Source organism: Rhodococcus rhodochrous (genome assembly GCF_900187265.1).
GTDB lineage: Bacteria > Actinomycetota > Actinomycetes > Mycobacteriales > Mycobacteriaceae > Rhodococcus > Rhodococcus rhodochrous.
The window spans coordinates 3,677,462-3,704,115 of record NZ_LT906450.1 but is presented as its reverse complement, the minus strand read 5'-3'; the positions used below and the strand labels follow the sequence as shown (position 1 = coordinate 3,704,115).

Here is a 26,654-nt window from a genome sequence, read left to right as displayed (position 1 = left end):
TCGGCAACTGTACTGGCGTGGAGTGGGAGGGCTTTACCCTGCTCGGCCGGAACGGGCACGAGATCAGGGGAGGAAGTAGGTGGACCGACGCGCCGGATGCCTCACGGCACGGTGCGCAACGTGGCTCCAGCCGGACGGTATTCCACGAAGGCGGTTTCTCATTGGCTCCGGGGCGTACGCGACGCGCCGATCCACACTCCTCAACAGGGGTGGGCGGGGATCCATTCCCCGCCCTGCCGGACGTGACCGGGTTCACCCGCCGTCGTGGGCATGGTGGGCCGTGCCGGCCACCTGCGTCACCTCGTCGGCGCCGACCACCACGAACTGCCCCATCATCCCGGCGTCCTCGTGTTTGAGCAGGTGACAGTGGTACATGTACGGCATCGCCGGATCGGTGTGGCTACCGAACGGAACGAGCAGCCGCACCGTCGCCGCCGGCGGGATGAAGACGGTGTCCTTGCGCCCCGCCAGGGACGGATGGTCGGGACTCATCCCGGTCATGCCGAGGATCTCGAACTGCACGTCGTGGATGTGGAAGTTGTGGATCGTGCCGCTGGCGTTGGTCACCTCCCACAGTTCCGTGGTGCCGGCGACGATCACCTCGTCGATCCGGCTCATGTCCATCTCGCGATCGTTGATGGTCGTCGACGACGTCAGGTCGATGCGGCGGGTGTTGCTCGGCTCCCCGAGCTCCGGGAGGGTCGTCAGCTTCTCCGGGATCGCGGCCGACGACCCGAGCACGGGTGCCGCCCGCAGTTCGAGGACGTCCAGGCGATCGTCACCACCGGAGAAGCGGTCCTGGAAGAAGCCGGCCTTCAGCTCGGGTGGGGTGCTGCGCAGCACGTGGCTCGAACCTGCTTCCGGCCGGACGACGATCTCGGCGCGCTCACCCGGCGACAGCTGGAGGCTGCGGACGGCCTGCGGTTCCTCGAGCAGACCGCCGTCGCTGCCGACGACGAGGAACGGCATCCCGGTGTCGAACGAGAAGTTGTAGACGCGCGCGTTCGACGCGTTGAGCACCCGGAGCCGGACCGTCTCGGTGCCGACGTCCAGGAACGGTCGCGGTGTGCCGTTGACGAGGATCTCGTCGCCGAGCGTCCCGACGTCGGCGAAGATCGCGTTGCTGTCGTCGAGCTGATCGCCCTCGAACTTCCGGTCCTGGACGATGAGGGGATGTCGTCGACCCCGTAGTCGTGGGGGAGCGGCGACGTGCCGGGTTCGTCGATCAGGAACATGCCCGCGACACCCCGGTACACGTGCGCGGCGGTGGAACCGTGCAGGTGCGGGTGGTACCAGAGGGTCGCGGCCGGCTGATCGACGGTCCAGTACGGCGACCATGTCGTTCCCGGCTCGATCGGCTGGTGCGGTCCGCCGTCCATCGCCGCGGGCAGGTGCATGCCGTGCCAGTGCATCGTGCTCGTCTCGTCGAGTTCGTTCGTGACGTTCACGCGCACGTTCTCACCCCGCACGGCGCGGAGGGTGGGCCCGAGATAGCTGCCGTTCACTCCCCACGTCCGGGTGTCGGGGCCGTGCCCGAGGTCGGTCGTGCCGCGCTGCATGGTCAGGTCGAACACGCGTGTGCCGTCGGCGTCGACGGTGCCCGACTCGACGGGAGGGATGCGCAGGGCGGTGTCGAAGTCGACGCGTCCGGTGGTGTCGATCGCGCGCGTGGTCCACGCGTGGACGGCCAGGCCACCGATGACCGCCACGAACGCGAGGAAGAGCACGAAGGGTATGGCGAGCAGACGCACCAGGAGTTTCACGACATCCATGCTCGTTCTCCCGCACTCTCGGCACATCCGGCGTGGCACCGGATTTCGTGGTGGGGGAGAACCCTGACCGACCCTCAGGAAACGCTGTGCAGACGTGCCGCCTGCCGCACGAGATGGTCCCGCTCGGGGACGCTGGTCGCCAGGTGTGCGGCCTCCGTGTAGAGCCGGGCCGCCGTGGCCGTGTCGCCGGCGCGTTCGTGGAGATATGCCGCGGCCGCCGTGTACCGAGGCAAGCCGGGGTCGAGTTCGGCCAGCGCCGCGAGACCGGCCTGCGGTCCGTCCGCCTCACCGACCGCGACGGCGCGGTTGAGGCGGGCCACCGGGTTGTCGGTGAACCGCAGGAGCTCGTCGTACCACTCGACGATCTGCACCCAGTCGGTCTCCTCCGCAGTGCGTGCGTCGGCGTGAAGGGCGGCGACGGCGGCCTGTGCCTGGAACTCGCCGAGCCTGTCGCGGGCGAGTGCGGCCTGCAGGATCTCCACGCCCTCCGCGATCATGCGCGTGTCCCACAGGCTGCGGTCCTGTTCGGCGAGGGGGACGAGACTGCCGTCCGGCCGGATGCGCGCCGCTCGCCGGGCGTGGTGGAGCAGCATCAACGCGAGCAGACCCGACACCTCGGGGTGGTCGATCACCGCTGCCAGCCGGCGCGTGAGCCGGATGGCCTCGGTGGCCAGGTCGACGTCACCCGAATAACCCTCGTTGAACACGAGATAGAGCACCCGCAGCACCGTCGCGACATCGCCCGGCCGATCCAGCCGGACGTCCGCGATCGTGCGCTTGGCCCGGCTGATGCGTTGGGCCATCGTCGCTTCCGGGACGAGATAGGCCTGCGCGATCTGCCGGGTGGTCAACCCACCGACGGCCCGCAGGGTCAGCGCGACCGCCGACCCGGGCGTGAGCGACGGGTGGGCACACAGGAAGTACAACGCGAGGGTGTCGTCCACCGGTGTGCCCGGACCGGGCCGGGGCTCGGCGTCGACGAGGATCTCGCGGCGCCGGCGGGATGCGTCGGCGCGTACGGTGTCGAGGAATCTGCGCCACGCCACCGCGACCAGCCAGCCCTTCGGGTCGCGTGGCGGATCCTCCGGCCACACCCGCAGGGCTTCGACGAGCGCGTCCTGCACGGCATCCTCGGCCGCTGCGAAATCCGCTCCGCGGCGGACGAGGATGCCGATCACGGTGGGGACGAGCGTGCGCAGCAGAGCCTCGTCCACGTCTACTCCGTGACGGTCGGCGGCTCGGACATGAACGGGCGCACCTCGAGCCATTCGTGGATCGGCTTCCCGCCGGCTCCCGGCGCGGCCGACAGTTCGGCGGCCAACTCCAGTGCCCGGTCGTAGCTGTCGACGTCGATCACCATCCACCCGGCGATGAGATCCTTCGTCTCCGGGAACGGCCCGTCGGTGACCGGGGGACGTCCCTCACCGTCGTAACGGACGAAGGTGCCCTCCGGGGAGAGCGCCTGCGCGTCGACGAACTCGCCGGTGCTCTCGAGACGGGCGGCGAAATCCTGCATGTACCGGATGTGGGCCGACACCTCGTCCGGCTCCCACTGATCCATGGGTACGTCGTTCACCGCTGCCGGGGCGCCGCGGTAATGCTTGAGCAGCAGGTACTTGGCCATGATGTTCTCCTCCGTGCGGTACGGCCCATTGTGGCCGCGTTCATGGAGGAGACGGAGCCGCTTCCGGATTCTCGACATCCCTCCGCGAACGATTCGAGGTTAGGGTCGCGGCATGCGTATTCATCTCGGACCGGGCCACGACGAACACCTCGCCGCCGCGATCGTCTCCGGCGGTGGAACCCTCTCCGAACTGGACGAGGCCGATGCCCTGGTGTGGGACGGCAGCGCCGAGGAGTTCCCGGATCTGCCCGACCGGGTGCGCTGGGTGCAGCTCACCTACGCGGGTATCGAACCGTTCTTCCGGGCGGGCGTGATCGACGACCGGCGGCTGTGGGCGAATGCGTCCGGTGTGTACGCCGACAACGTGGCCGAGTACGCGGTGGGAGCGCTGCTCGTGGGGTTGCGGCAGTTCCACGCCTCGGTTGCCGCGAAGCGGTGGACCAAGGACGTTCTCGACCCGCGGGTGCGGACCCTCCACAGCTCGACCGTGGCCATCGTCGGATGCGGCGGTATCGGCCGGGCGATGATCCCGCGCCTGCATGCCCTCGGCGCGTCCGTCGTCGCGGTCAATCGTTCGGGCCGTCCCGTCGACGGCGCGAAGGTCACGCTGCCGGCCGACCGCACGTCGGAGGTGTGGTCGATGGCCGATCACTTCGTCGTCGCCGCACCCGCGACCGCCGAGACCGATCATCTCGTCGACGCCGCCGCGCTCGCGGCGATGCCCGGGTCGGCGTGGCTCGTGAACGTCGCGCGGGGCAACCTCGTCGACACCGACGCGCTGGTGAAGGCGCTCGGGGACGGTGCGATCGCCGGGGCGGTCCTCGACGTGACCGATCCCGAACCGTTGCCCGACGGTCATCCGCTGTGGGATCTCGACAACGCCGTGATCACACCGCACATCGCCAATACGCGCAGCCGGCTGACGCAGACGTTCGCGCCGACCCTCGAGGAGAACGTGCGCCGGTTCGCCGCGGGTGAGGAGTTGATCGCCCGGGTCGATCCGAACGCGGGTTACTGAGGCCGTTCGGCCGCCTTCTTGATCGCGGACAGGCGGCGGTCCCAGCCTGCCCCCACGGCGTCGATCGCACGCCCGACCGCGCTCAGCCGCGATCCGACGGCGGAGAAGCGGATCTCCCGTCCGGCGCGCTCGGAGGTCACGAGACCGCACCGTTCGAGCACCGCCAGATGCTTGGCGATGGCCTGACGGGAGACCGTGAACTCGGCCGCGAGCCCGGACGCCGACGCCGGGGATCGGCCCAGTCGCTGCAGGATGCGCCACCGGGTGTCGTCGGCCAGGGCCGCGAAGACGGGATGCAGGTCGGCGGAGAACTCAGCGTCGGGCAACGCTTCCGTCCTTCTCGAGATGGTGCTTGGCGATCTCCAGTTCGGTGGTCCAGCCCCGGGAGTTCTCCTCGAAGCGGGTGCGGCGTTCGCTCGCGTCGCCGGGCAGGGAGTCGAATCGGGTTTCCGTGACGCGTAATTCGGTCGTGTCGGTGTCGAGGGCGGTGAGCCGGAACTCGACGAGGGTCGACGGGCTGTCGGGATCGGTGTGGTCGGCGAGCCAGCGGAAGGCCGCGTAGTGCGGTTCGTCGAGGGTCACGGTGCGGAAGACGAAGGCGCCGTGGACCGGATCGTGCACGGTGGTGAGATCTCCGTCGTGTTCGAGGCGGTGCTCGGTCCACTCGTTGTCGTTGATGTACCAGCCGGGTTCGGCCACGAGTGTCCACACCCGGTCCACGGGGGCGTCGATGGTGATGTCGCGTTCGATGCGGTCGAGTTCGTCGGTCATGATTGCCTCCTTCGATGGGAATGCAACCCCAGCGTTGCACTTGCTCGCTCATGATGCAACCCCTTGGTTGCAGCCGATCGTGCAGTTCTCGCCGACGACTCCCGGCGTGTCGCGACGAGAACTGCACATGTGTTCGAACGTCTCGTTCGAACACATGTGCGATACTGGACCGGTCGAGGAGGTGTCGGAGTGGGATGGGGAAACGGTCCGCCGACCTGGTCGGAGATGGAACGTGTGCTCTCGGGACGACCCGGCACTTCCCGCCGCGATGCCGAACATCCCGGCGACGGGAGCGACAGCCCGGCGTGGTCGCGCACCCGCACCGAGTACGAGGCGCGGGTCCGACGTCCGGAAGGGCCGGTCGTGCCCTACGCCGAACTGCACGCCCACTCCGCGTTCAGCTTCCTCGACGGTGCCTCCACGCCGGAGGAACTCGCCGAGGAGGCGGCACGACTCGGACTCGAGGCCCTCGCGGTGACCGACCACGACGGACTGTACGGAGCGGTGCGATTCGCCGAAGTCGCACGCGAACTCGGCATCCGCACCGTCTTCGGAGCCGAGCTGGGTCTCGACGATGCGCACCTGCTCGTCCTCGCCCGCGGTCAGGAGGGCTATCGACGCCTGTCGCGGCAGATCGCCGACGCCCACCTCGCAGGAGGGGAGAAGAACAACCCGACGTACGACTACGACGCGCTCACCGACGCCGCCGGTGGGCACTGGCAGATCCTCACCGGTTGCCGTCGGGGGCATGTGCGACAGGCGTTCGCCACGGGCGGGATCCCTGCCGCCGAAGCAGCATTGCTCGATCTCGTCGACCGGTTCGGCGCCGACCGCGTGACCGTCGAACTCACCCGTCACGGATATCCCGACGACCACGAACGCAACGCAGCCCTCTTCGAACTTGCCGCGCGACATGGCATTCCGTGCATCGCGAGCACGGCGGCGCACTTCGCGCATCCCCATCGACGACGTCTGGCGATGGCCGTGGCGGCGATCTCCGACCGGCAGAGCCTCGACGACGCCGTCGGCCGGATCCCCCCGACCGGAGGCGGGCACCTGCGGTCGGGGGAGGAGATGACGCGGCTGTTCGAGGCCTTTCCGGGTGTCGTGCACCATGCCGCCGAACTCGGTCGTGAATGCGCCTTCGATCTGCGTCTCGTCGCCCCGAAACTGCCGCCCTTCGATGTTCCCGACGGGCACACCGAGTTCACCTGGCTGCGCGAACTCACCTACGACGGGGCGCGTCGCCGCTACGGTCCGGTCGAGCGCCGCCCCGACGCCTATCGGCAGATCGAACACGAACTCGACGTCGTCGGCCGGCTGGGATTCCCGGGATACTTCCTCGTCGTCCACGACATCGTCGACTTCTGCAAGCGGAGCGACATCCTCTGCCAGGGACGAGGATCGGCCGCCAACTCGGCGGTCTGCTACGCGATCGGCATCACCAACGTCGACCCCGTCGGCAACAAGCTGCTGTTCGAACGCTTCCTGTCGCCCGAACGCGACGGCCCACCCGACATCGACCTCGACATCGAATCCGACCGGCGCGAGGAGGCGATCCAGTACGTCTACCGCAAGTACGGCCGCATCAATGCGGCGCAGGTCGCGAACGTCATCACCTACCGCGGTCGTTCCGCCGTCCGCGACATGGCCCGTGCTCTCGGATACTCGCAGGGACAGCAGGACGCGTGGAGCAAGCTGATCGGCCGGTGGGGTGGGGTGCGGGTAGAGACCGACGAACGGATCCCGGAGACGGTTCTCGATCTCGCCGAACAGATCGAAGGTCTCCCACGGCATCTCGGCATCCACTCGGGCGGCATGGTGATCTGCGACCGGCCCGTCGCCGACGTGTGCCCCGTCGAATGGGCGCGAATGGAAGGACGCACCGTTCTGCAGTGGGACAAGGACGACTGTGCTGCAGCGGGTCTCGTGAAGTTCGATCTGCTCGGCCTCGGCATGCTCTCCGCGCTGCACTACATGATCGACCTCGTCGACGAACACGAAGGCATCCGAGTCGATCTCGCGCACCTCGACCTCTCCGAGCCGGGGGTCTACGAGATGTTGTGCCGCGCCGACTCGGTGGGTGTCTTCCAGGTGGAGTCGCGGGCGCAGATGGCCACTCTGCCGCGGTTGAAGCCGCGCTGCTTCTACGATCTGGTCATCGAGGTGGCCATCATCCGGCCCGGCCCGATCCAGGGCGGTTCGGTGCACCCCTACATCCGGCGGCGCAACGGTCTCGAACCCGTCACCTACGACCATCCGTGCCTCGAGAAGGCCCTCGAACGCACCCTCGGCGTTCCGCTCTTCCAGGAACAGCTCATGCAGATGGCCGTCGACGCCGCGGGATTCACCGCGGCGGAGGCCGACCGGTTGCGTCGCGCCATGGGATCGAAACGGTCGACGGAGAAGATGGAGCGTCTGCGGGGACGCCTCTATCAGGGCATGCGGGACCTGCACGGCATCACGGGGGACGTCGCCGACCGCATCTACGAGAAGCTCTACGCCTTCGCGAATTTCGGTTTCCCCGAAAGTCATTCGCAGAGCTTCGCCTCGCTGGTGTTCTATTCGGCGTGGTTCAAACTGCACCATCCCGCAGCGTTCTGCGCGGGTCTGCTGCGTGCTCAGCCGATGGGTTTCTACTCGCCGCAATCGCTGGTCGCCGATGCCCGCCGTCACGGTGTGGTCGTCCACGGCCCCGACATCGGGGCGAGCCTCGCGCACGCCACCCTCGAGAACGAAGGGCGAGAGGTCCGGCTCGGCCTGGCGACGGTGCGGCACATCGGCGACGACCTCGCCGAACGCATCGTGACCGAACGCAGTGCCCACGGCCCGTACACCTCGCCCGCCGACCTCGCCGCCCGCGTCGGTCTCACCACCGCGCAGGTCGAGGCACTGGCCACCGCGGGAGCGTTCTCCTCGTTCGGTGTCACCCGCCGCGAAGCCCTCTGGGGTGCGGCTCCGGCGGCGGCACAACGCCCCGGCCGGCTTCCCGGGATCGGGACGGTGCCGGCTCCGGCCCTGCCGGGCATGAGCGCTCTCGAACTCGCCGCCGCCGACGTCTGGGCCACGGGAATCTCGCCCGACAGCTATCCGACCCAGTTCCTGCGCGAGAGGCTCGACGAACTCGGGGTGATCCCGGCCGCGGAGCTGCTGCAGGTCCCCGACGGGACGCGCATCCTCGTCGGCGGGGCCGTGACCCACCGGCAGCGTCCGGCGACCGCCGCCGGTGTCACCTTCCTCAACCTCGAGGACGAGACCGGAATGGTGAACGTGGTGTGCTCGGTCGGTCTGTGGGCGCGCTACCGGACCGTGGCCCACACGGCTCCCGCCCTGCTCGTCCGCGGCCGGCTCCAGAACGCCGAGGGCGTGGTCACGCTCCTCGCCGACCATCTCGAAGCCATGGATCTGCGAATGCCGAGCAGATCACGCGACTTTCGCTAGCATCGCCGAGTGTGAAACGCCTGTGGCCGGTCTCGTTGGCTCTGTTCGCTCTGGTCGTCACCGGCTGCGACGAGGGTGGGGGTGGGGAGGGCTCCTCGGCGTCCGCGCCTGCGATCTCGGCACCCGCGATCGTCGACGGCGGTCTCCGGGAGTCGCAACCCGAAGAGGCCGACCGCAAGGAGGTCGTCACCGGCTACCTCGAGATGGATGCCGGTGACCCCGTGGCAACGGGCCGCCGGGTCGTGACGGTCGTCGAGGAGGCCGGTGGGCGCGTCGACTCGCTCACCGAGCAACCCGAGGCGAGCAGCGTGCTCACGGTGCGGGTGCCCGCCGACCGGCTCGACGAGGTCGTCGACGAGATCCGTACGCTCGGCCGTGTCACGAGCCTGAGCACCACACGCGACGACGTGACGATGCAGTACACCGATCTCGAAGCCCGGGTGGGTGCGCTGCGGGCCTCGGTGGACCGCCTGCGCGCGTTGCTCGAGTCGTCGGCCGACGTCGAAGCGCTGATCGCCGCAGAGACCGCCCTGGCCGAACGACAGGCCGAACTCGACAGTCTCGAGGCGCAGCGACGGCAGCTGGGCGACCGGATCGAACTGTCCACGCTCACCGTCGACATCACCACCGATCGCCTCCCCTCCGAGCAGGACAGTTTCTGGGACGGGCTGGTCGCGGGATGGAACAGCCTGTGGGCCGCGCTGGGGGCCGCGGTGGTCGGTATCGGCGCCGCGATACCGTGGGTGGCGTTCCTGTTCGTGTGTGCAGGTGTCCTCTACCTGGTCATCCGGCTCATCACCCGACGGGGACGTTCGTCCGGAACCACCGGGACGCCCGATACCGAGAGGACCGACAGCGATGCGTGAGGTCGACCTGGCCGCACTCGAATCCGCGCTCACCGACGGGGCGACCGTCATCGACGTGCGTGAACGCGACGAATACGCCCAGGTGCGCGTACCCGGCGTCACGAACATCCCGCTCAGCGAGTTCGTCGCGCGGATCGACGAGATCCCCACCGAGGGCACCGTGTACGTCGTCTGCGCCGTGGGTGGCCGCAGCCTGCAGGCCGCGCAGTATCTCGCCGGTCGCGGTGTCGACGCCGTCTCCGTCGCGGGCGGCACCGACGGATGGGCCCGCTCGGGTCGTCCGGTGGAGAGCGGCGCCTAGACCGCTCCGGGGAAACCGTGCTGCCGCCACGCCTCGTAACAGGCGACGGCGGCGGCGTTCGACAGATTCAACGAACGCCGCCCGGGCAGCATGGGGATACGGATCTGCTCGGTGATGTGCGGGTCGGCGAGCACCTCGGGCGACAGCCCTGTCGGTTCGGGTCCGAACAGCAGCACGTCGCCGGCCCGGTACTCGATCTCCGCGTAGCTCGACGTGCCGTGCGCGGTGAACGCGAACACCCGCTCGGGGGCCAGCGCCGCCCATGCGGCGTCGAGGCTGCTGTGCACGGTGACCGACGCGAGATCGTGGTAGTCGAGCCCCGCGCGGCGCAGTTTCGGCTCGGACAGGTCGAAACCGAGGGGCTCCACCAGGTGCAGTTCCGCGCCGGTCGCGGCGACCATGCGTATGGCATTGCCGGTGTTGGGGGGAATGCGCGGCTCGTGGAACATCACTCTGAACACAACGCAGGTTAACAAGTCGGCACTGTGTGTCCCGGCTCGCACGTCTCCCCGACCTGCCGCTGTGAGGTTTCCGAATCGTCGGTGTAACACACCGATCGGTACCGGCGACGTTCTGCGGAACGTTTTCCTCAGAACGGATCGAGCATGAACCCTCCTGCCGGTTGGCATCCCGACCCCTACGACCCGTCCATCGATCGCTACTGGGACGGTCAGCAGTGGACGAACCAGACCAGGCCCAAGGGCAGCGGCGACCCCACGCAGGTGTTCGGGGCTGTCGGCCAGGGCGGCAATCCTCCTGCCGGAGGCGAACAGAAGCGGCGCAAGTGGCCGTGGGCGCTCGGCGCCGGCCTCGTCGGACTCGTGGCTCTCGGCGCCGCTGTCGGTGACGAGGAGCCGAAGACGGAAACCTCCTCGGTGGTGTCCACGACGAGCAGTTCGGTGGCGCCGACCACGACGACGGCGAAGCCCACCACGACGACGCCCCGGACGACCACACCGGCGCCCATCATGACCTCCGACTCGCCTGCCGTGGTGCCGTTGGTTCCCCAGGCCGGAACGACCGTCGTCGAAACGACGACGGAGTACACCCCGCCCGCGCCCGCATACACCCTGCCTGCGACGACGGAGTACACGCCGCCCCCGACGCCCGAGTACACCCCGCCGCCGGTCACGCAGTACACGCCCCCGCCGGCGCCTGCGTACACGCCGCCACCGGCTCCTGCCCAGCAATCGGGCGGAACTGTGCACGGCGGTTCGTTCTGTTCCACCCCAGGTGCCACCGGAGTTACGACCAAGGGGACTCCGATGGTGTGCGCTCCCGGCTCGGATGGCCGGGACCGTTGGCAGTCACCGAATTAGAACCACCCGTCGACGTCAGTGCACCGGCGCTCGGCGGATGCATTCTGCGCAGCCTGAGCGGAACCGGTGACAGGCCGGACGCGCCCGTGATCGAGTGTCGAACGGATATGTCGCCCGCCGAATCCTTCGGTGGGCGATGTACCCGTGGACTCGAATTCCGCTGGAACCGAAAGGCGAACCCCGCCCGATGTCGCACGGCACCATCGAAACCCCGTACACCGCATCCGAGAACCGTTACGAGACGATTCCCTACCGGCGCTCGGGGCGGTCCGGCCTCGACCTGCCGGCCTTCTCGTTCGGGCTGTGGCAGAAGTTCGGCACCGACCATCCGTTCGAGACGCAGCGGGAGATCATCCTCCACGCCTTCGATCTGGGCATCACCCACTTCGACAACGCCGACCGGTACGGTCCGCCGCACCGCGCCGCACAGAAGAACTTCGGCCGGATCCTCGGCAAGGATCTCGCGCCCTACCGGGACGAGATCATCCTGTCGACGAAGGCCGGCAACCCGATCGGTCCCGGTCCCTACCAGAAGGGCGGGTCGCGCAAGTCGCTGTTGGGCTCGCTCGATCACAGCCTGCGTGATCTCGGCACCGACTACGTCGACATCTTCTACAGCCACAGTCCGGACCTGTCGACGCCGCTCGAGGAGACGGTCGGGGCACTCGTCTCCGCCGTCGAGCAGGGGAAGGCGCTCTACGTCGGCATCTCGAACTACCGGCCGGATCGTGCGCACGAGGCCGCGACACTTCTGCGGGAGGCCGGTGTCCCGCTGCTCGTCCACCAGCCGCGCTACTCGATCTTCGACCGGAGCATCGAGCAGAACGGTCTGCTCGACGCGGCCGAGCAGGGCGGCTTCGGGCTCGTCGTGTATTCGCCGCTCGCACAGGGACTTCTGACGGACAAGTATCTCGAGACCATCCCGGACGGCGCGCGAGCGGCGGACAGTGCGTTCCTCTCCCCGGACGTGATCGACGAGACCTACCGGCAGCGCGTCACCGAACTCGACAAACTCGCCCGGTCGCGTGGGCAGTCATTGGCCCAGTTGGCGCTGCAGTGGGTGCTCCGGCAACCGGCGGTGACCTCGGCGCTCGTCGGCGCGAGCTCGACCTGGCAGCTCGACCACAACTTCGAGGCCCTGAGCTTCCCGCCGCTCACCGACGACGAGCTCGCCGTCATCGACGAGTACGGCGTCCACGGCACCGGACTCGGTCTCTGACATGACCGCGGGTGCTTCGCCGGCGGTCGACGCCGTCGAGGTGGACGAGGACGTCCATCCGCTCGACGATCCGATCCGGCAGTCGCTGCGCGGAGTGCACGCACATTTCGCGCGGTGGTCGGGCCGGATCGGTGGATACCACCCCGACGTCGCGGGGCACATCGGGCACCCGACGGCGATGACGGACGACGACTGGGCGCACCTGGCCGCACTCGTGGGCCCGTCGGCCGAGGTGGCCGTGCGCGGACCGGGGCACACACCACCACCCGGCTGGGAGGTGCTCGGCTCGTTCGGGCTCGTCCAGATGGACGGGACGGGCCTGGTCGTCGAACCCGATCCGGAACTCGTGGTGCTCGGCCCCACCGATGTCCCGGAGATACTCGAACTCGTCGCCCGCACCCGGCCGGGACCGTACCTGCCGCGGACCGTCGAGATGGGCACCTATCCGGGTATCAGGGTGAACGGACGTCTCGTCGCGATGGCGGGGGAGCGGCTGCATCCGCCGGGATGGACCGAGATCAGCGCGGTGTGCACGGACGCCGATTTCCGGGGATGCGGATTCGGCACGCGCCTGGTCAAGGCTGTCGGTGCCGGTATCCGCGCACGCGGCGAGATCCCGTTCCTCCACGCGTCGGCCGCGAACATGACCGCGATCCGGCTCTACGAGAACCTGGGATTCACGCTGCGCAAACGATCCGTGCTGATCCGTGTGCGCACACCGTCGGCATAACCTCGGAACGCACGCTTTCGTTCACAGCCGTGGAACGCGCGCTTTCGTTCACAGCCGCGGGACGCGTGCTTTCATTCTCGTGTCGGGTCCGGTCCGGTCGACCTCGGGAGATGTCATGGAATCACCGGTAGCGACGTACGTTTCGGCGGTGCGCAGCTTCTCGGAGCTGGTACGTGCCGTACCGGACGACCGCTGGGGCGGCCCGGGCCTGGGTGAATGGGATCTCCGAGCGCTGATCGGCCACACCTCGCGCTCGTTGACGACCGTCACGACCTATCTGGACGGTCCCGCCGACACCGAGGACCTCGCGAGCGCGGAGCAGTACTACGTCCACGTCAAGGAACTCACCTCGGTTCTCGGCGCGGAGGACATCGTCGAACGCGGACGTCGTGCCGGTGCCGACCTCGGCGACGACCCGGTGGCCACGATCGATGCTCTGTCGACCGCGGTGATCGAACGGCTCGGTGCCGGCGAGGACCGTCTGATCCGGGTGATCGGAGACAAGGGGATCCGTCTGCACTCCTATCTGCCGACGCGCACCTTCGAGCTCGCCGTCCACGGTCTCGACATCGCAGCTGCGGCGGACGTCCCCTTCACGCCTCCGGCCGACGTCCTCGAAGAAGCAACCCTGCTGGCCACGAGGATCGCGCTGGCACTCGGCGACGGCACGACCGTGCTGCGGGCATTGACCGGGCGGACGTCGCTACCGGACGGTTACTCCGTCGTGTGAGCGGCGACGTTCAGCGCAGCCGGGACCGGAACATTCGGTCCTCCAGCAACGCGAGCACGGATGCCGGGGGAGGCAATCGTGCGATCTCGTCGCGCAATCGCTCGGCACCGCGGCGGAGAGAGCCCGAGGACAGCGCGTCGAGGGTGATCCCTCCGAGCTCTGCCGAGGTTACGGTGACGGGATCGATCGTGGTCCCTGCGCCCAGCGCGACCAGCCGTCGGGCGTTGAGTTCCTGATCCGCACCCATCGGAAGCGCGACGACCGGAACGCCGTGGGTGAGTGCACCGATGACGCTGCCCGATCCGCCGTGATTGACGACGAGATCGACGTGTGGGAGCACGGTCGACTGCGGCACGAACCGCTCGATGCGGACGTTGTCGTCCGGTGACGGCAGGGTGGTCGGGTCGACGTCGCAGCCGACGGTGACGAGCACGCGCGCAGGCAGTCGGTGCAGCCCCCGGACGAGGCGGACGAAGAGATCACCGGACTCGGTGTTGAAGACGGTACCCAGCGTGACGTACACGCGGTGGGGCTCCTCGCCGCTACGAAGCCAGTCGATCGCGGGGTGTCCGTGGGACGCGCGCGACGGGCCCGGCCCTATGGAGACGGCTGCGGGAGGCAACGGGAAGTCGGGATCGCGGAACGACGGCGGGAACGGTGAGATGACGAGATCCCGTTTCAGGAAGGAGAACTCGGCATCCGAGGGGAGTCCATGGGTCGCCCGTAGTCGTCCCAGTGGCTCACGGATGCGGTCGATCCGGGTGAGTGCTCCGGACGCGATGACGTCGACCACCACGCGGGGAACGGCGGCGTGTTCGGCTGCCGTCATCGCACCGAAGTCCATCTCGTCGCAGATCACCAGATCCGGACTCCAGCGGTCGATGACATCGCGGACCAGGTCGAATGGTCGCGCCGCGAGCACACCGGCGAAGTGGGTGCCGATCACCGAGTACTCGTGGTCGAGATCCGGAGGAACGAGCGTGCCGGTGGACCGACCGGAAACGAATGTCGTGTCTCCCTCGGGGAAGTACGCGTCGAAGCCTTCGGTGCCTGCGAGGACGTCCGCGTCGCCGCACACGCCGAGACGGTGACCGGCCTCGCGCAGGACGTCGGCGATCGGGAGCATCGGTGCGAGATGGCCGAGGCCGCCTGCGAACGAGAACAGGACACGACGCGCGGCCCGGTCTCGTTCGGTGCCGGTCGTCGATCCGGCTCGGTACGCCATGGCCGAATTACACCGCGTGAGGCTCGTGTTCGCGAACCGCCGATCGGGTGTGGTCCCGAGCGGTAACTGGTTCAATCGAGAGGCACGAGCAGCGGGCGACCCGGGAGAGAACCATCGCGATGACACGCCGACGCGGAATCCGACTGGCCGCGCGGGACGCGCTCCACATCTTCGTGGGGGACACCGACCCCGACGCTCCACCACCGACCATGGTGAGTTTCTACGTGTTCGACGCCCGGGCAGGCGAGGCTCCCATCCGTACCCGTGAGGATGCCGTCACGTGGATCGGGGACCGCCTGCATCGCACACCGGCGCTCACCCGACGCCTGCACCGCGTGCCGGCAGACCTCGACTTCCCCTACTGGGTGGAGACGGACGTCGATCCGGACGATCACGTCCGGTACGAGACGATCGGCCCGACCTCGCGCAGCGGGCTGCATCGGCTGCTCGCGTCGATGAAGGAACGCCGCCTCGATCTGTCCGTGCCGCCGTGGGAAGTGCACGTCCTGACCGACATCCGCGGGGTCGACGACCTTCCCGAGGTCGCGACGATCGTGGCGCTGCTCCTGCACCACTCGGTGACCGACGGACTCGGAGCCGTCGAGATCGCTCGTGCGCTGTTCGACGATCCTGCGGCCGCACCGTCGTCGGGTGGACGTGTCGTCGCCGTGCCGGGAACGGTCGGCGCGGCGGCAGCCCTGCCCTTCCGGTACGCGAGGATGCTCCCGGCCCTGGTCGCAGCACGTCGCGCTCGACGAGCGCTGGGTGACCTCACCGCCTCGGGGGAGATCGTCGCGCCCCGGCCCCAGCGTCCCCGGACCCGCTTCGACACCGATGCCGGTGGTCCCTGGCAGCTCGGCGTCGTCCGTATGCGGCTGCCGGAGGTACGTGCCGTCGCACGCGCCACGGATACCTCGGTGAACGACGTGATCCTGACGATCGTCTCGGGAGGACTGCGCTCCTACCTCGCGTCCTACGAGGAGATTCCGGCCGTCGCTCCGGCGGCGATCGTCCCGGGATCGATCCGGGACCGGGCGGGGGCGGAATCGGAGAACAAGGTCACGCTGATGTATGTCGACCTCCACATCGATCGCGCCGACCCGCGCGAACGACTCCACAGCGTCCACGAGTCCGCCGCCCTCGAGAAACAGCGCATCCGGCGTCCGGAGTCAGCTGCCTCCGCTGCCGCGGTGGATGCATCGCCCGCGTTCGACCTGGCGATGTCGATCCGCCGTGCGTACCGCGGGCGGGTGGGTCCCACGGGAGACGTGGTGCCGCTGGCCAACACCACCGTGACGAATGTGCCTCGTGGGCCGGTCGAGGGCCTCCGCTTCGGTGACAGTCCCGCCGTCGAGGCGATCGGTACTCCGATGCTCAACCGGAACTACGGTCTCGTCCACTCCGTGACCTCGCTCGGAGAGGTTCTCACCTTGTCTTTTCTGGTCTCGGACTCCTGCATGCCGGACCCCGAACAGTACGAGAGGTATCTCGCCGAAGCCTTCGCGGAACTGTCCCGGGACTGCCTGCCTCCGGGTGCTCGGACGGTTTCCGGTACCGGCCGCGATTCGACGGCGGACGGGCGCCTGGAAGAATGAGCGACGTGACTGCGACGATCCTGGACGGCAAAGCAACCCGCGACGAAATCTTCGAGGACCTGAAGGTCCGCGTGGATGCGCTGAAGGCCAAGGGCGTCACGCCCGGCCTCGGCACGATCCTCGTCGGCGACGATCCGGGATCCGCGGCCTATGTGCGCGGCAAGCACAACGACTGCGCGAAGGTCGGCATCACGTCGATCCGCAAGGATCTGCCCGCCGATATCACCCAGGAGCAGCTGTTCGAGGCGATCGACGAGCTCAACGCCGATCCCGCCTGCACCGGATACATCGTCCAGCTCCCGCTGCCGAAGCACCTCGACGAGAACGCGGCGCTCGAGCGCATGGATCCGGGTAAGGACGCCGACGGACTGCACCCGGTCAACCTCGGTCGTCTCGTGCTCGGCAAGGAGGCTCCGCTGCCCTGCACGCCGCGCGGCATCATCCATCTGCTGCGCCGCTACGACGTGGAGATCGCCGGCGCGCACGTGGTGGTCATCGGTCGTGGCGTCACCGTCGGTCGCCCGATCGGTCTGCTGCTGACCCGGCGTTCGGAGAACGCGACGGTCACCCTCTGCCACACCGGCACCCGCGACCTCGCTGCAGAGGTGCGTCGCGCCGACATCGTCGTTGCAGCCGCGGGCGTTCCCGGCCTGGTGACGGCGGACATGGTCAAGCCCGGCGCCGCGGTGCTGGACGTGGGTGTCTCCCGCACCGAGGACGGCCTGCGCGGCGACGTCGCCGCGGACGTGCGTGAGGTTGCGGGCTTCGTGTCCCCGAACCCCGGTGGCGTCGGGCCGCTGACCCGCGCCTTCCTGCTGACCAACGTCGTGGAGCGGGCCGAGCAGCTCGCGGCCCGATAAGCAGGTCGACGAACCCGGGAGACGACATGGCTCAGGCTCTGCGATTCACGCGTCTGAACCTGCCGCTGCTCGCGGTCACCCTGGTGATCGCGGCAGCGGTGATCCTGGTGATCGCCGACCGGTGGCGACGCGGAGCGTTCGTCTTCGGCGGCGCCACCATCCTCGCCGGACTGTTCCGCTGGGTGATCGACGAGGACAAGGTCGGTGTCCTCGCGGTGCGCGGCAAGACGTTCGACGTCGCCTCGATGATGGTCGTCGGCGGAATCGTGGTGGCACTCGCCGCGTCGATCGACCCGCTGGGAACCGACTAGCCCTCGGCGAGCTTCATCAGCTCGACGAGGAGCTTCGCCACCTCGTCGGCCTCGGTGAGGAATCCGTCGTGCCCGTCGCGGGAGACGAGCACACGCAGGTCGCCCGATCCCGGGAGCAGATCGGCGATCTCCTGCTGCAGGCGCAGTGGGTACAGCCGGTCGGAGTCGACGCCGGCGACGATCGTCGGGACCGGGGTGGACGCGAGTGCGGCCTCGACACCGCCGCGTCCGCGACCGACGTCGTGCCGGTTCATCACGTCGGACAACACCACGTACGTGCCGGGATCGAAGCGCGCCACGAGCTTGCGTGCCTGGTGCTCGAGATAGCTCTGCACGGCGTACCGGCCGCCGCGCCACGGGTCCTCGTCGTCCTGGGGGAGATTCCCGAAGCGCGTGTCGAGTTCGAATTCGGTCCGGTAGGTGAGGTGCGCGATGGTCCGGGCGATGGCGAGTCCGGCTTCGGGACGCCGCCCCGTGCCGTAGTAGTCGCCGCCCTGCCAGTCGGGATCGGCCGTGATGGCCGCCATCTGCGCGCTCTGGGTGCCGATCTGGTCGGCGGTCGCGCGGGCACCGGTGGCGAGGACGAGCGACGCCCGCACGCGCTCCGGGTACGCGATGATCCACTCGAGAGTGCGCATGCCGCCCATCGATCCGCCGGTCACGGCGGCGAGGACGTCGATGTCGAGCCTGTCGAGCAGCGCCACCTCGGCGGCCACCTGGTCGCGGACGGTGATCAGCGGAAAGCGGGATCCCCAGGCCTTGCCGTCGGGCGCCGTGCTGCCGGGGCCGGTGGTGCCGCGGCACCCGCCGAGGATGTTCGTCGAGACCACACACCAGCGGTCGGTGTCGATAGGAGCGCCCGGGCCGACCATGCCCGACCACCAGCCGGGCGAGGGATGGTCCGGTCCGGCGGGGCCGGTGACGTGCGAGTCGCCGGTGAGGGCGTGTTCGACGAGCACCACGTTGTCGCGGGCGGGGGACAGTTCGCCCCACCTCTGCACGGCGACGGTGACGTTCGGCAGCGTCTCGCCGCTCTCGAGCGCGAGATCGCCGATGTCGATGGTGTCGAGGCGTCCGTCCGCCGGGGGCAGTTCGACGCGACGCCGCTCGGTGCCCGCCGTCAAGAGGTGACCGCCTCGAGGCTCGCGGTGGGCTGGCAGCGCCGGCTGCGGATGTCGGTCATCGTGTCCTTCCGGCGGCGATGGGAGGTGTGATCGTGGCTTGCGTGCGACAGCACATCATCATCTCAGTCCTCCCGACAACAGGCTTGTCGGTGGGGTTCCACCGACCGTGTCATCACCCGGAGCACCCCACCCCGTCGGAGGGTTGCCGGCCAGCAAGCCGGGGCTTGACGCTGGCACTCATGACTTTCCCGGCAGTCTAGCGACTCTCCGTCGCAGGGTCTTATGCACCCTCTGAACATCGCTGACCAGCAGGAAAGTTACCGGTCGGTAGGGCGCGAGGGCGGGACGAGGCGCTTTGCGGACTTCACCAATAGCAGTACGCTTGTCATGTTTGGCCGGAGTCCAGGACGTGGACACGGCCATGCTCGCTGCTCGCGAGCCGACGGCGATCGCACCCACAAAGTGCGGTCGATTGGGGACCACAGAAACGTCCTAGGAGGACACGAAGCGCATATGTCCAAGATCAAGGTTGAGGGTAAGGTCGTCGAACTCGACGGCGACGAGATGACCCGCATCATCTGGCAGTTCATCAAAGACAAGCTGATCCACCCGTACCTGGACGTGGATCTCGAGTACTACGACCTCGGCGTGGAGAACCGCGACGCCACCGACGATCAGGTGACGGTCGACGCGGCGAACGCCATCAAGAAGTACAACGTCGGCGTCAAGTGCGCCACCATCACCCCCGACGAAGCGCGCGTCGAGGAGTTCGGTCTGAAGAAGATGTGGCGGTCGCCCAACGGCACCATCCGTAACATCCTCGGCGGCACCATCTTCCGCGCCCCCATCATCATCTCGAACGTGCCGCGCCTGGTGCCGGGCTGGACCAAGCCCGTCATCGTCGGCCGCCACGCGTTCGGCGACCAGTACCGCGCCACCGACTTCAAGGTCGACCGCCCGGGCACCGTCACCATCACCTTCACGCCCGAGGACGGCAGCGAGCCGATCCAGCACGAGGTCTGCCGGATCCCCGAGGACGGCGGCGTCGTGATGGGTATGTACAACTACAAGAAGTCCATCCAGGACTTCGCGCGCGCCTCGCTCTCGTACGGCCTGCAGCGCAACTACCCGGTCTACCTGTCGACCAAGAACACGATCCTGAAGGCCTACGACGGCATGTTCAAGGACGAGTTCCAGCGGATCTACGAGGAAGAGTTCAAGGCGGAGTTCGACGCCGCCGGTCTCACCTACGAGCACCGCCTCATCGACGACATGGTCGCATCGTCCCTCAAGTGGGAGGGCGGCTACGTCTGGGCCTGCAAGAACTACGACGGCGACGTCCAGTCCGACACCGTCGCGCAGGGCTACGGCTCGCTGGGCCTGATGACCTCCGTCCTGATGACCCCGGACGGCAAGACCGTCGAGGCGGAGGCCGCACACGGCACCGTCACCCGGCACTACCGTCAGCACCAGCAGGGCAAGCCGACGTCGACCAACCCGATCGCGTCGATCTTCGCCTGGACCCGTGGCCTCGAGCACCGCGGCAAGCTCGACAACACCCCCGAGGTCATCGAGTTCGCGCAGCAGCTCGAGGACGTCGTCATCAAGACCGTCGAAGCCGGTCAGATGACCAAGGACCTCGCACTGCTCGTCGGCCCCGAGCAGAGCTGGCTGACCACCGAGGAGTTCCTCGGCGCACTCGACGAGAATCTGCAGAAGGCTCGCGCCTGACCTTCCGCTCCGTTCTCGACAACACGACACGGGACGCCCGCACCGGGCGTCCCGTGTCGTGTTTCCCGAGCACTCCCGGCACCGGTTACCGTTTCGTGTACCACTGTCAGTCGCATCACCGTAGGTCCGGGAGGAGGGACGGCCGTGACCACCACTGCCACCGACTCCGAAGCCCGCGGTGGAGCGCACGCCCGCCGGCGGTTCTGGACCCGGGTATGGATGCTGATGTTCGGCTCGGCGCTGGCCTATCTGCCGGTCGCCCTCGCCCCCAACCTGATCCACGCGGTCGCCCGCCGTACCGACGAACTGGCCTACGACCGGTCCACGCCGGTGCGCAGCGGCGTACTCACCACCCTCACGATGGGTGAGGCCGCCGCCGTCCTCGGTGTGCTCGCCGCCCTCGTCATCGCGCTCAATCTCATCGCGTGGTCGCTCGGACCGGCCATCACCGCCGAGGGCTCGTCCCGGTCGACCGAGGCGCTGCGCCTCGAACACCTCGAACTGTGCGGGTCGGTGTTCGGCGTCGGGGCGACGATGACCTTCGTCGCCGCGCTGCTCGACGGCCTTCCGCACTCCGTGGATCTGGCGGCGCTGCTGCTGTTCCCGGCGGTCTTCGTGATCGTGGTGCTCAGCCAGGATCTGTTCCTCGCGACCCAGCGCGGTGTCGGTGCCCGTCGTCGTCTGCGCCGGGAGGCGTCACTGCTGCGCCGCCGCGAACTGCTCGCCACGGCGGCGAGGCTGCGCCCCGCCGACTCACGGGCCGCCGGGCACCCCTTCGCGGCGCTCGCCGTCGAACTCGCTCTCCTGGCCGTCGTCACGGTGGCGACAGGGCTCCTGATGGTCGTGGTGTTCGACGACGAGTCGGGTTCCGGACCGCTGCCGGACTCCTCGGACGTCGTCTTCGTCGTGGTCATGTCCGCGATCACGATGTTCACGGCCGCCGTCCTCGTGCTGTGGACGGTCCGGTGCTGGTTGCTCCGTCGATACGTCGGTGCCGTCCTGGCCGCGGCGCTGGGCGGCACCCTCTACGTCGTGGTCGGCGCAGGAATCGTATGGGCGGCGCTCGACGAGGATGCCGTCGCCGAGGCGATCGCCTCCGCCGCCGTGCTGTACGCCTGGATAATCCTGCCGGCCGCTGTCCTGCTCCTCGGCACCGTCGGGTTCGGCCGTCACGGTCGCTTCCCGGGTGTCACCGCCGCCCTGCGCGCCGCTGTGCTGCGCGAGCGGTACCGGGTGCGGCGTGCCGAGGTCGACGGTGGCCGGAGGGACGGTCGAGCGGAGGGTTCCGTCCCGCCGCTCCGTCATCTGATCGTGCGGGCGCGCACCGTCGCCCGCGCCGCCCCGGCGGACCGGACATGACGACGGGGACGCCCCCTCGGAGGACGTCCCCGTCGATCCACTCGTCTACCGGTGTGCGCCCACCGGATCGCGGTGCGGTGCGCCCTGCCGCTCCGTCTGCTCGGTCAGCAGATGGCCGAACAGACCGCCGGCGCGCAGCCACTCCCACTCCAGGGGAGTGTCGATCCGGCAGAGTGCCGTGCCCTGCCACACGATCTCGCCCGCACGGCGGACCCGGACGGTGATCTCGGTGGTCGACCCGAGATCGGCCAGTCCGAGCAGGTCGATCTCCTCGCTGCCGTCGAAGGTCTCCGGGGCGGGGCCCTGCCACTGGATCGGCAGGACACCCATCGCGACCAGGTTGGTGCGGTGGATGCGTTCGAAGCTACGGGCGAGGACCGCGCGGATGCCGAGCAGCCGCGTGACCTTCGCGGCCCAGTCCCGCGCCGACCCGGCGCCGTACAGTTCACCGGCGACCACCACGACCGGGGTGCCCTGCCGGCGGTGGTACTCGGCCGCTTCGTGGACGGGCACCGGCTCCTCGCCGGGTGCCGTGCGCGTCCAGCCGCCCTGCTTCTCGGGCACGAGCAGGTTCGCGAGGCGGGTGTTGGCGAAGCCGCCGCGGATCATGACGTCGTGGTTGAGCCGCCGGGAGCTGAAGGTGCCCAGTGCCCGGTCGCCCACACCGCGCTCGCGGAGCCAGCGACCCGCCGCGGAGTCGGGCAGGACCCGTGCGACCGGCGAGATGTGGTCGGTGGTGACCGCATCGCCGAGGACCAGCAGGGGCCGCGCGGTCAGATCGCCGGTGAGGGTGGGCGACGTCAGTTCCGGATCGGTGAAGGGCGGGCGACGGATGCTGCCGGCCTCCCCGTCCCAGCGGTAGTGCTCACCGCGCGGGTACTCGAGTTCCTGCCAGCGCGTGGTGGTCAACTCCCGGTGAGCGTCACGCCCGAGCGCGGCGGCCTCGTGCTCGGCCAGCATCGCGTCGATCTCCTCGTCGGAGGGCCACAGGTCGGCGAGGGTGACGTCGGTGCCGTCCTCGGCGCGCCCGATCGGGTCGCGCGTCACGTCGATCCGGACGTTGCCCGCGAGGGCGTAGGCCACGACCATCGCCGGGGAGGCGAGGTAGGCGTGCGCGATCGCCGGGTGGATGCGTCCGGTGAAGTTGCGGTTGCCCGACAGCACCGCCGCGAGCGCGGTGTCCTTCGTCCGGTCCGACTCGGACAGGGCCGGGCTGAGCGGCCCGGAATTGCCCATGCACGTGCCGCATCCGAATCCCGCGACCTGGAAGCCGAGCCGGTCGAGGTGATCCTGCAGACCCGCCGAGGCCAGCAGGTCGGCGGCGGCCCGCGAGCCGGGCGTGAACGACGTCTTCGTCCAGCCCGGTGGACGCAGACCGGCCGCGACGGCGTTGCGCGCCAGCAACCCCGCCGCGACCAGCGACCGGGGATTGGAGGTGTTGGTGCAGCTGGTGATCGCAGCGATCGCGATGTCGCCATCGAGCGGTCCGCTCTCGCCGCGGGAGGTCGGGACCTCGGAGGGCGACAGGGCATCGTGCGGTCGGGACGGACCGGCGAGGGTGGTGGTGATGCTCGCGAGGTCGATCGACAGGCCGGTCTCGAACCGTGGTGCCGGGCTGCTCGGGGTGCGGAACAGTCCCTGGGCTCGCAGGTACTGCTCGGCGAGGTGGACACGCTCGGGGGAGCGGCCCGTCGCGGCCAGGTACTCGATCGTCCGGCGATCGGCCGGGAACCAGGCCATGGTCGCGCCGTATTCGGGTGCCATGTTGGCGACGGTCGCGCGGTCGGGCACCGACAGTGCCTCCAGGCCGGGACCGTGGAACTCGACGACGGCGCCGACCACATTCAGTGCGCGCAGTTTCTCGGCGAGGGTGAGGGCGAGATCGGAGGCGAACACCCCGGGTGCGAGACGTCCGGTGAGTTCGATGCCGACGACGCGGGGCACGCGGATCATGACGGCCTGCCCGAGGGCCGCGGCGGTGGCCTCGATGCCGCCGACGCCCCAGCCGGTGACGCCGAGCGCGTTGATCATCGTGGTGTGCGAGTCGGTGCCGACCAGGCTGTCCAGCGCTGCGACGTGCCGGCCCCCGGATTCGGTGGCGGTCACGACCGGCGCGAGGACCTCGAGGTTCAGCTGGTGACAGATCCCGAGCCCCGGCGGCACGACCCGAAGGCCCGGAAGCCGGTCCTGCGCCCAGCGCAGGAAACGGTACCGATCGCGGTGACGCTCGTACTCCAGATCGATGTTGCGAAGTGCCGCTTCCGGATTCGCGTACTCATCCACCTCGAGTGCGTGATCGACGACCAGGTCGAGGGGCAACGCGGGTTCGAGCGCGGACGTGTCCAACCCCTCGGCCCGGGCGCGTTCGAGCAGGGTGATCATGTCGGCCAGTACCGGGATCCCGGAGGCGTCCTGGAACAGCACACGACCCGGGAAGAACGGGATCGCGGCCGTCTCGTCGCGGCGGGTGACGGCGTGGACGTGCTCGGGCAGCGCCTGCGGATGACCCTGGTGACGCAGGATCCCTTCGACGAGCGTCTTCAGCGACCACGGCAGGTCGGCGATCGGCCCGGCACCGTGTGCTTCGGCCTCGGCCAGGCTGTAGTAGTGCAGGGGAGCGCCGGCCTCGACCGAGACCGGCAGAGCGGTCAGGGAGCGGAAGGGATCGGTCGTCATACTGCGCCTTCTTCCCGGAAACGGGTGATCTGCTCGGCGCTGAAGCCGATCTCGCGGAGGATCTCGTCGGTGTGCTCTCCGAGCGTCGGCGGCGGAGTATCGGGACGGACCGACTCACCGTCGACGTGCGTGGGCAGACCGAGGACCTGGACCGTGCCGGAGCCGGCTGCCACGTCCAGTTCGGAGATCAACCCGCGGTGGCGGATCTGATCGGAGCGCAGCGCCTCCGACACCGGAGCGACGGGCGCGGCGGGAACGCCGGTGTCGAGCAGGATCTCGTCCCACTCGGCCGCGGTCCTCTCCTTGAGGGAGATCTCGAGTTCGTCGCGCAGGATCTCGCGGTTGCGCTTGCGGTCCTCGCGGGTGACGAAACGGGGGTCGGTGACGAGTTCCTCGCGGCCGAGCACCTTGCACAGGATCTCGTACTGTTCCTGCTTGTTCGCCGCGATGTTCAGGACTCCGTCGGCCGTGCGGAACGCACCCGACGGCGCCGAGGTCATGTTCTCGTTGCCCATCGGCACCGGTTCCTTGCCGGTCACCAGATGGTTCGAGACCACCCAGCCCATCGACGTGATGGCCGCGTCGAGCATCGAGGTGTCCAGGTACGCGCCCTGCCCGGTCTGTCGCTGGCGGACGATGGCGGCGCACACGGTCATGGCCGCGGCCATACCGCCGAAGCTGTCGCAGACGGGATAGCCGACGCGCAGCGGCGCGGATTCGGTGTCGCCGGTGACGCTCATGATGCCGGACAGTCCCTGGACCACCTGGTCGTAGGCGGGTCGGCTGCTCATCGGGCCGGTGGCGCCGAATCCGGAGACCGCGCAGTAGATCAGGCGGGGATTGAGCTCGTGCAGACGTTCCCAGTCGAAGCCGAGGCGGGCGAGCACGCCCGGACGGAAGTTCTCGAGGAGCACGTCGGCGTCCGCGAGCAACTGCTCGAAGACCTTCTTGCCGCCCTCGGTCTTGAGGTTGACCGTGACCGAGCGCTTGCCGGCGTTCTGGGCGAGGAAGGACACGCCCATGTATTCGGCGCTCAGGTCGGGATCGGCGCCGAGCTGACGGGCCAGGTCGCCGCTTCCGGCGGTCTCGACCTTGATCACATCCGCGCCGAGCAGGGCCAATTGGTAGCCCGCGAAGGGTCCGGCCAGGACGTTGGTCATATCGAGGACGCGCACGCCCTCCAGAAGGTTGGTGGTCACAGGAAGGCCTCCACGGTTCCGAGCCCGGCAGCACTGATCTGCCGGGCGGTGTCGGTTACGGCATCGACGTAGGCGGCGACCCGGTCGGCGGTGAAGCGCGACGTGGGGCCACTGATCGACAGGGCTGCGATGACACGGCCGTCGGCGGACAGGATCGGCGCGGCGACCGCGGAAGCGCCCAGCTCCCGATCGCCGTGGGTGATGGCGTAACCCGCCTCCCGTGCTCCGGCGGCCTCGGTCCTCAGGTCCGCCGTGCTGGTGGTGCCCTCCTGCTCGGCGAGCGCTTCGAGAACGTTGTCCGGACAGCCACCGAGCAGGATCCGGCCGGCGGCGCCGACGACGAGCGGGTACTGAGCACCCACCTGGACGACGCTGCGGACCGTCGTCGTGCCCTCGACCTGAGCGACGGAGACGCGGTGCAGGTCCTGTCGGATGTAGATGTTGACGGTCTCTCCGCATCGATCGCGCAGTTCCGTCATCGATCGCCGTGCCTCGGCGCCGATCTCCCACATCGCGTCGGCCAGACCGATCCAGCGAAGGAAGGCGGGGCCGACGCTGTAGGTCGTCGAATCGCCTCGGGTGGCGACGATCCCTTGCGTGGTGAGGGTGCCCAGCAGGCGCACCACCGTCGACTTGGGGAGCCCGGTGATCTCGACGAGTTCGCGCAGCGTCCGGATCGGGTGCTCGGCGTCGAATGCGTTGAGCAGATCGAACGCGCGAGCGACGCTCCGCACGCCGCCGTCGGCTCCGGTGACCGTCGATGCCTGTGTCATGTGAGTCACT

The 26,654-nt window shown here is 69.0% G+C and carries 23 protein-coding genes, 1 pseudogene and 1 riboswitch; of the genes and pseudogenes, 13 read left to right on the top strand and 11 right to left on the bottom strand.

Features of this window, described 5'->3' with window-relative positions; genetic code table 11:
• Positions 1-252: 252 nt before the first annotated feature.
• From CKW34_RS17040 to CKW34_RS17030, 3 genes and pseudogenes are all read right to left on the bottom strand, one after another.
• Positions 253-1,772, bottom strand: a pseudogene (locus tag CKW34_RS17040) (multicopper oxidase family protein).
• Between the two features lie 74 nt (positions 1,773-1,846).
• Complete coding sequence (locus CKW34_RS17035; RefSeq protein WP_006550096.1) at positions 1,847-2,986, bottom strand: RNA polymerase sigma factor; 1,140 nt, start codon at positions 2,984-2,986, stop codon at positions 1,847-1,849.
• Between the two features lie 2 nt (positions 2,987-2,988).
• Positions 2,989-3,396 carry a YciI family protein gene (locus CKW34_RS17030; protein WP_006550097.1) on the bottom strand — a complete coding sequence of 136 codons (408 nt, stop codon included), beginning with the start codon at positions 3,394-3,396 and terminating at the stop codon, positions 2,989-2,991.
• A gap of 112 nt (positions 3,397-3,508) precedes the next feature.
• Between CKW34_RS17030 and CKW34_RS17025 the strand changes: the two genes are divergently transcribed.
• Positions 3,509-4,414 carry a D-isomer specific 2-hydroxyacid dehydrogenase family protein gene (locus tag CKW34_RS17025; protein WP_059382344.1) on the top strand — a complete coding sequence of 302 codons (906 nt, stop codon included), beginning with the start codon at positions 3,509-3,511 and terminating at the stop codon, positions 4,412-4,414.
• Here the strand turns inward: CKW34_RS17025 and CKW34_RS17020 are convergent.
• Together CKW34_RS17020 and CKW34_RS17015 are read right to left on the bottom strand one after the other, a co-directional pair.
• Positions 4,408-4,740 carry an ArsR/SmtB family transcription factor gene (locus CKW34_RS17020; RefSeq protein WP_006550100.1) on the bottom strand — a complete coding sequence of 111 codons (333 nt, stop codon included), beginning with the start codon at positions 4,738-4,740 and terminating at the stop codon, positions 4,408-4,410. The two genes, CKW34_RS17025 and CKW34_RS17020, sit on opposite strands and share 7 nt — an antisense overlap.
• The gene (locus CKW34_RS17015) at positions 4,727-5,185 is read right to left on the bottom strand and encodes an SRPBCC family protein (RefSeq protein WP_059382343.1); all 459 of its coding nucleotides are present in this window, start codon (positions 5,183-5,185) and stop codon (positions 4,727-4,729) included. The genes CKW34_RS17020 and CKW34_RS17015 overlap by 14 nt, the downstream gene beginning before the upstream one ends.
• Before the next feature lie 189 nt (positions 5,186-5,374).
• Here CKW34_RS17015 and CKW34_RS17010 point away from each other — a divergent pair, with 189 nt between their 5' ends.
• From CKW34_RS17010 to CKW34_RS17000, 3 genes are read left to right on the top strand one after another with little or no spacing between them, the layout of a single operon-like run.
• Positions 5,375-8,626, top strand: coding sequence for an error-prone DNA polymerase (locus CKW34_RS17010; protein WP_059382400.1), 3,252 nt, complete (start codon positions 5,375-5,377; stop codon positions 8,624-8,626).
• An 11-nt stretch (positions 8,627-8,637) separates the two neighbouring features.
• Positions 8,638-9,492 carry a DUF4349 domain-containing protein gene (locus CKW34_RS17005; RefSeq protein ID WP_059382342.1) on the top strand — a complete coding sequence of 285 codons (855 nt, stop codon included), beginning with the start codon at positions 8,638-8,640 and terminating at the stop codon, positions 9,490-9,492.
• Positions 9,485-9,793: a rhodanese-like domain-containing protein gene (locus CKW34_RS17000; protein ID WP_016692855.1), complete on the top strand. Its 309-nt coding sequence runs from the start codon at positions 9,485-9,487 to the stop codon at positions 9,791-9,793. Before CKW34_RS17005 ends, CKW34_RS17000 begins: the two co-directional genes overlap by 8 nt.
• Here CKW34_RS17000 and CKW34_RS16995 read toward each other — a convergent pair.
• Complete coding sequence (locus CKW34_RS16995) at positions 9,790-10,254, bottom strand: tRNA (cytidine(34)-2'-O)-methyltransferase (protein WP_080968244.1); 465 nt, start codon at positions 10,252-10,254, stop codon at positions 9,790-9,792. The two genes, CKW34_RS17000 and CKW34_RS16995, sit on opposite strands and share 4 nt — an antisense overlap.
• Before the next feature lie 144 nt (positions 10,255-10,398).
• Between CKW34_RS16995 and CKW34_RS16990 the strand changes: the two genes are divergently transcribed.
• From CKW34_RS16990 to CKW34_RS16975, 4 genes are all read left to right on the top strand, one after another.
• Positions 10,399-11,112 carry a DUF2510 domain-containing protein gene (locus CKW34_RS16990; protein ID WP_080968243.1) on the top strand — a complete coding sequence of 238 codons (714 nt, stop codon included), beginning with the start codon at positions 10,399-10,401 and terminating at the stop codon, positions 11,110-11,112.
• A 187-nt stretch (positions 11,113-11,299) separates the two neighbouring features.
• Positions 11,300-12,331 (top strand): aldo/keto reductase, encoded by a 1,032-nt coding sequence (locus CKW34_RS16985; RefSeq protein ID WP_059382339.1) that lies wholly within the window; start codon positions 11,300-11,302, stop codon positions 12,329-12,331.
• Position 12,332: 1 nt separating this feature from the next.
• Positions 12,333-13,061, top strand: coding sequence for a GNAT family N-acetyltransferase (locus tag CKW34_RS16980; RefSeq protein ID WP_059382338.1), 729 nt, complete (start codon positions 12,333-12,335; stop codon positions 13,059-13,061).
• A 115-nt stretch (positions 13,062-13,176) separates the two neighbouring features.
• Entirely contained in the window at positions 13,177-13,791 is a 615-nt protein-coding gene (locus tag CKW34_RS16975) for a maleylpyruvate isomerase N-terminal domain-containing protein (protein ID WP_059382337.1), read from the top strand.
• Between the two features lie 10 nt (positions 13,792-13,801).
• On the opposite strand, the gene CKW34_RS16970 is transcribed toward CKW34_RS16975, so the two are convergent.
• A complete protein-coding gene (locus CKW34_RS16970; RefSeq protein WP_059382336.1) occupies positions 13,802-15,016 on the bottom strand; it encodes a glycosyltransferase in 1,215 nt (404 codons plus the stop codon).
• A 119-nt stretch (positions 15,017-15,135) separates the two neighbouring features.
• Between CKW34_RS16970 and CKW34_RS16965 the strand changes: the two genes are divergently transcribed.
• The 3 genes from CKW34_RS16965 to CKW34_RS16955 are packed head-to-tail and all read left to right on the top strand — an operon-like array spanning position 15,136 to position 17,782.
• Entirely contained in the window at positions 15,136-16,611 is a 1,476-nt protein-coding gene (locus CKW34_RS16965) for a wax ester/triacylglycerol synthase domain-containing protein (RefSeq protein ID WP_197700674.1), read from the top strand.
• 5 nt (positions 16,612-16,616) lie between these two features.
• Positions 16,617-17,471, top strand: a complete 855-nt coding sequence (locus CKW34_RS16960; protein ID WP_179161825.1) for a bifunctional methylenetetrahydrofolate dehydrogenase/methenyltetrahydrofolate cyclohydrolase — start codon at positions 16,617-16,619, stop codon at positions 17,469-17,471.
• A 26-nt stretch (positions 17,472-17,497) separates the two neighbouring features.
• Positions 17,498-17,782, top strand: coding sequence for a DUF3017 domain-containing protein (locus tag CKW34_RS16955; RefSeq protein ID WP_059382334.1), 285 nt, complete (start codon positions 17,498-17,500; stop codon positions 17,780-17,782).
• On the opposite strand, the gene metX is transcribed toward CKW34_RS16955, so the two are convergent.
• The gene (gene metX / locus CKW34_RS16950; protein ID WP_059382333.1) at positions 17,779-18,906 is read right to left on the bottom strand and encodes a homoserine O-acetyltransferase MetX; all 1,128 of its coding nucleotides are present in this window, start codon (positions 18,904-18,906) and stop codon (positions 17,779-17,781) included. The two genes, CKW34_RS16955 and metX, sit on opposite strands and share 4 nt — an antisense overlap.
• A 134-nt stretch (positions 18,907-19,040) precedes the next feature.
• Positions 19,041-19,151: riboswitch (SAM riboswitch) on the bottom strand.
• Between the two features lie 268 nt (positions 19,152-19,419).
• Between metX and CKW34_RS16945 the strand changes: the two genes are divergently transcribed.
• Positions 19,420-20,637 carry an NADP-dependent isocitrate dehydrogenase gene (locus tag CKW34_RS16945; protein WP_059382332.1) on the top strand — a complete coding sequence of 406 codons (1,218 nt, stop codon included), beginning with the start codon at positions 19,420-19,422 and terminating at the stop codon, positions 20,635-20,637.
• A 144-nt stretch (positions 20,638-20,781) separates the two neighbouring features.
• Positions 20,782-21,996: a hypothetical protein gene (locus CKW34_RS16940; RefSeq protein WP_059382331.1), complete on the top strand. Its 1,215-nt coding sequence runs from the start codon at positions 20,782-20,784 to the stop codon at positions 21,994-21,996.
• 45 nt (positions 21,997-22,041) lie between these two features.
• Here the strand turns inward: CKW34_RS16940 and acnA are convergent, their stop codons facing one another.
• The 3 genes from acnA to CKW34_RS16925 are packed head-to-tail and all read right to left on the bottom strand — an operon-like array spanning position 22,042 to position 26,644.
• A complete protein-coding gene (acnA, locus tag CKW34_RS16935) occupies positions 22,042-24,672 on the bottom strand; it encodes an aconitate hydratase (RefSeq protein WP_059382330.1) in 2,631 nt (876 codons plus the stop codon).
• The gene (locus tag CKW34_RS16930) at positions 24,669-25,871 is read right to left on the bottom strand and encodes a CaiB/BaiF CoA transferase family protein (RefSeq protein ID WP_059382329.1); all 1,203 of its coding nucleotides are present in this window, start codon (positions 25,869-25,871) and stop codon (positions 24,669-24,671) included. Before CKW34_RS16930 ends, acnA begins: the two co-directional genes overlap by 4 nt.
• Complete coding sequence (locus CKW34_RS16925; RefSeq protein ID WP_059382328.1) at positions 25,868-26,644, bottom strand: IclR family transcriptional regulator; 777 nt, start codon at positions 26,642-26,644, stop codon at positions 25,868-25,870. Before CKW34_RS16925 ends, CKW34_RS16930 begins: the two co-directional genes overlap by 4 nt.
• Positions 26,645-26,654: the final 10 nt, after the last annotated feature.

Bases quoted from the DNA above. Each gene is read 5' to 3' on its own strand.
- CKW34_RS16985 (WP_059382339.1), top strand. From the start codon at position 11,300: ATGTCGCACGGCACCATCGAAACCCCGTACACCGCATCCGAGAACCGT.
- acnA (WP_059382330.1), bottom strand. From the start codon at position 24,672: ATGACGACCGATCCCTTCCGCTCCCTGACCGCTCTGCCGGTCTCGGTC.
- CKW34_RS17000 (WP_016692855.1), top strand. From the start codon at position 9,485: ATGCGTGAGGTCGACCTGGCCGCACTCGAATCCGCGCTCACCGACGGG.
- CKW34_RS16980 (WP_059382338.1), top strand. From the start codon at position 12,333: ATGACCGCGGGTGCTTCGCCGGCGGTCGACGCCGTCGAGGTGGACGAG.
- CKW34_RS17015 (WP_059382343.1), bottom strand. From the start codon at position 5,185: ATGACCGACGAACTCGACCGCATCGAACGCGACATCACCATCGACGCC.
- CKW34_RS16955 (WP_059382334.1), top strand. From the start codon at position 17,498: ATGGCTCAGGCTCTGCGATTCACGCGTCTGAACCTGCCGCTGCTCGCG.
- CKW34_RS17025 (WP_059382344.1), top strand. From the start codon at position 3,509: ATGCGTATTCATCTCGGACCGGGCCACGACGAACACCTCGCCGCCGCG.
- CKW34_RS16990 (WP_080968243.1), top strand. From the start codon at position 10,399: ATGAACCCTCCTGCCGGTTGGCATCCCGACCCCTACGACCCGTCCATC.
- CKW34_RS16965 (WP_197700674.1), top strand. From the start codon at position 15,136: ATGACACGCCGACGCGGAATCCGACTGGCCGCGCGGGACGCGCTCCAC.
- CKW34_RS16945 (WP_059382332.1), top strand. From the start codon at position 19,420: ATGTCCAAGATCAAGGTTGAGGGTAAGGTCGTCGAACTCGACGGCGAC.
- CKW34_RS16925 (WP_059382328.1), bottom strand. From the start codon at position 26,644: ATGACACAGGCATCGACGGTCACCGGAGCCGACGGCGGCGTGCGGAGC.
- CKW34_RS17030 (WP_006550097.1), bottom strand. From the start codon at position 3,396: ATGGCCAAGTACCTGCTGCTCAAGCATTACCGCGGCGCCCCGGCAGCG.
- CKW34_RS16970 (WP_059382336.1), bottom strand. From the start codon at position 15,016: ATGGCGTACCGAGCCGGATCGACGACCGGCACCGAACGAGACCGGGCC.
- CKW34_RS16975 (WP_059382337.1), top strand. From the start codon at position 13,177: ATGGAATCACCGGTAGCGACGTACGTTTCGGCGGTGCGCAGCTTCTCG.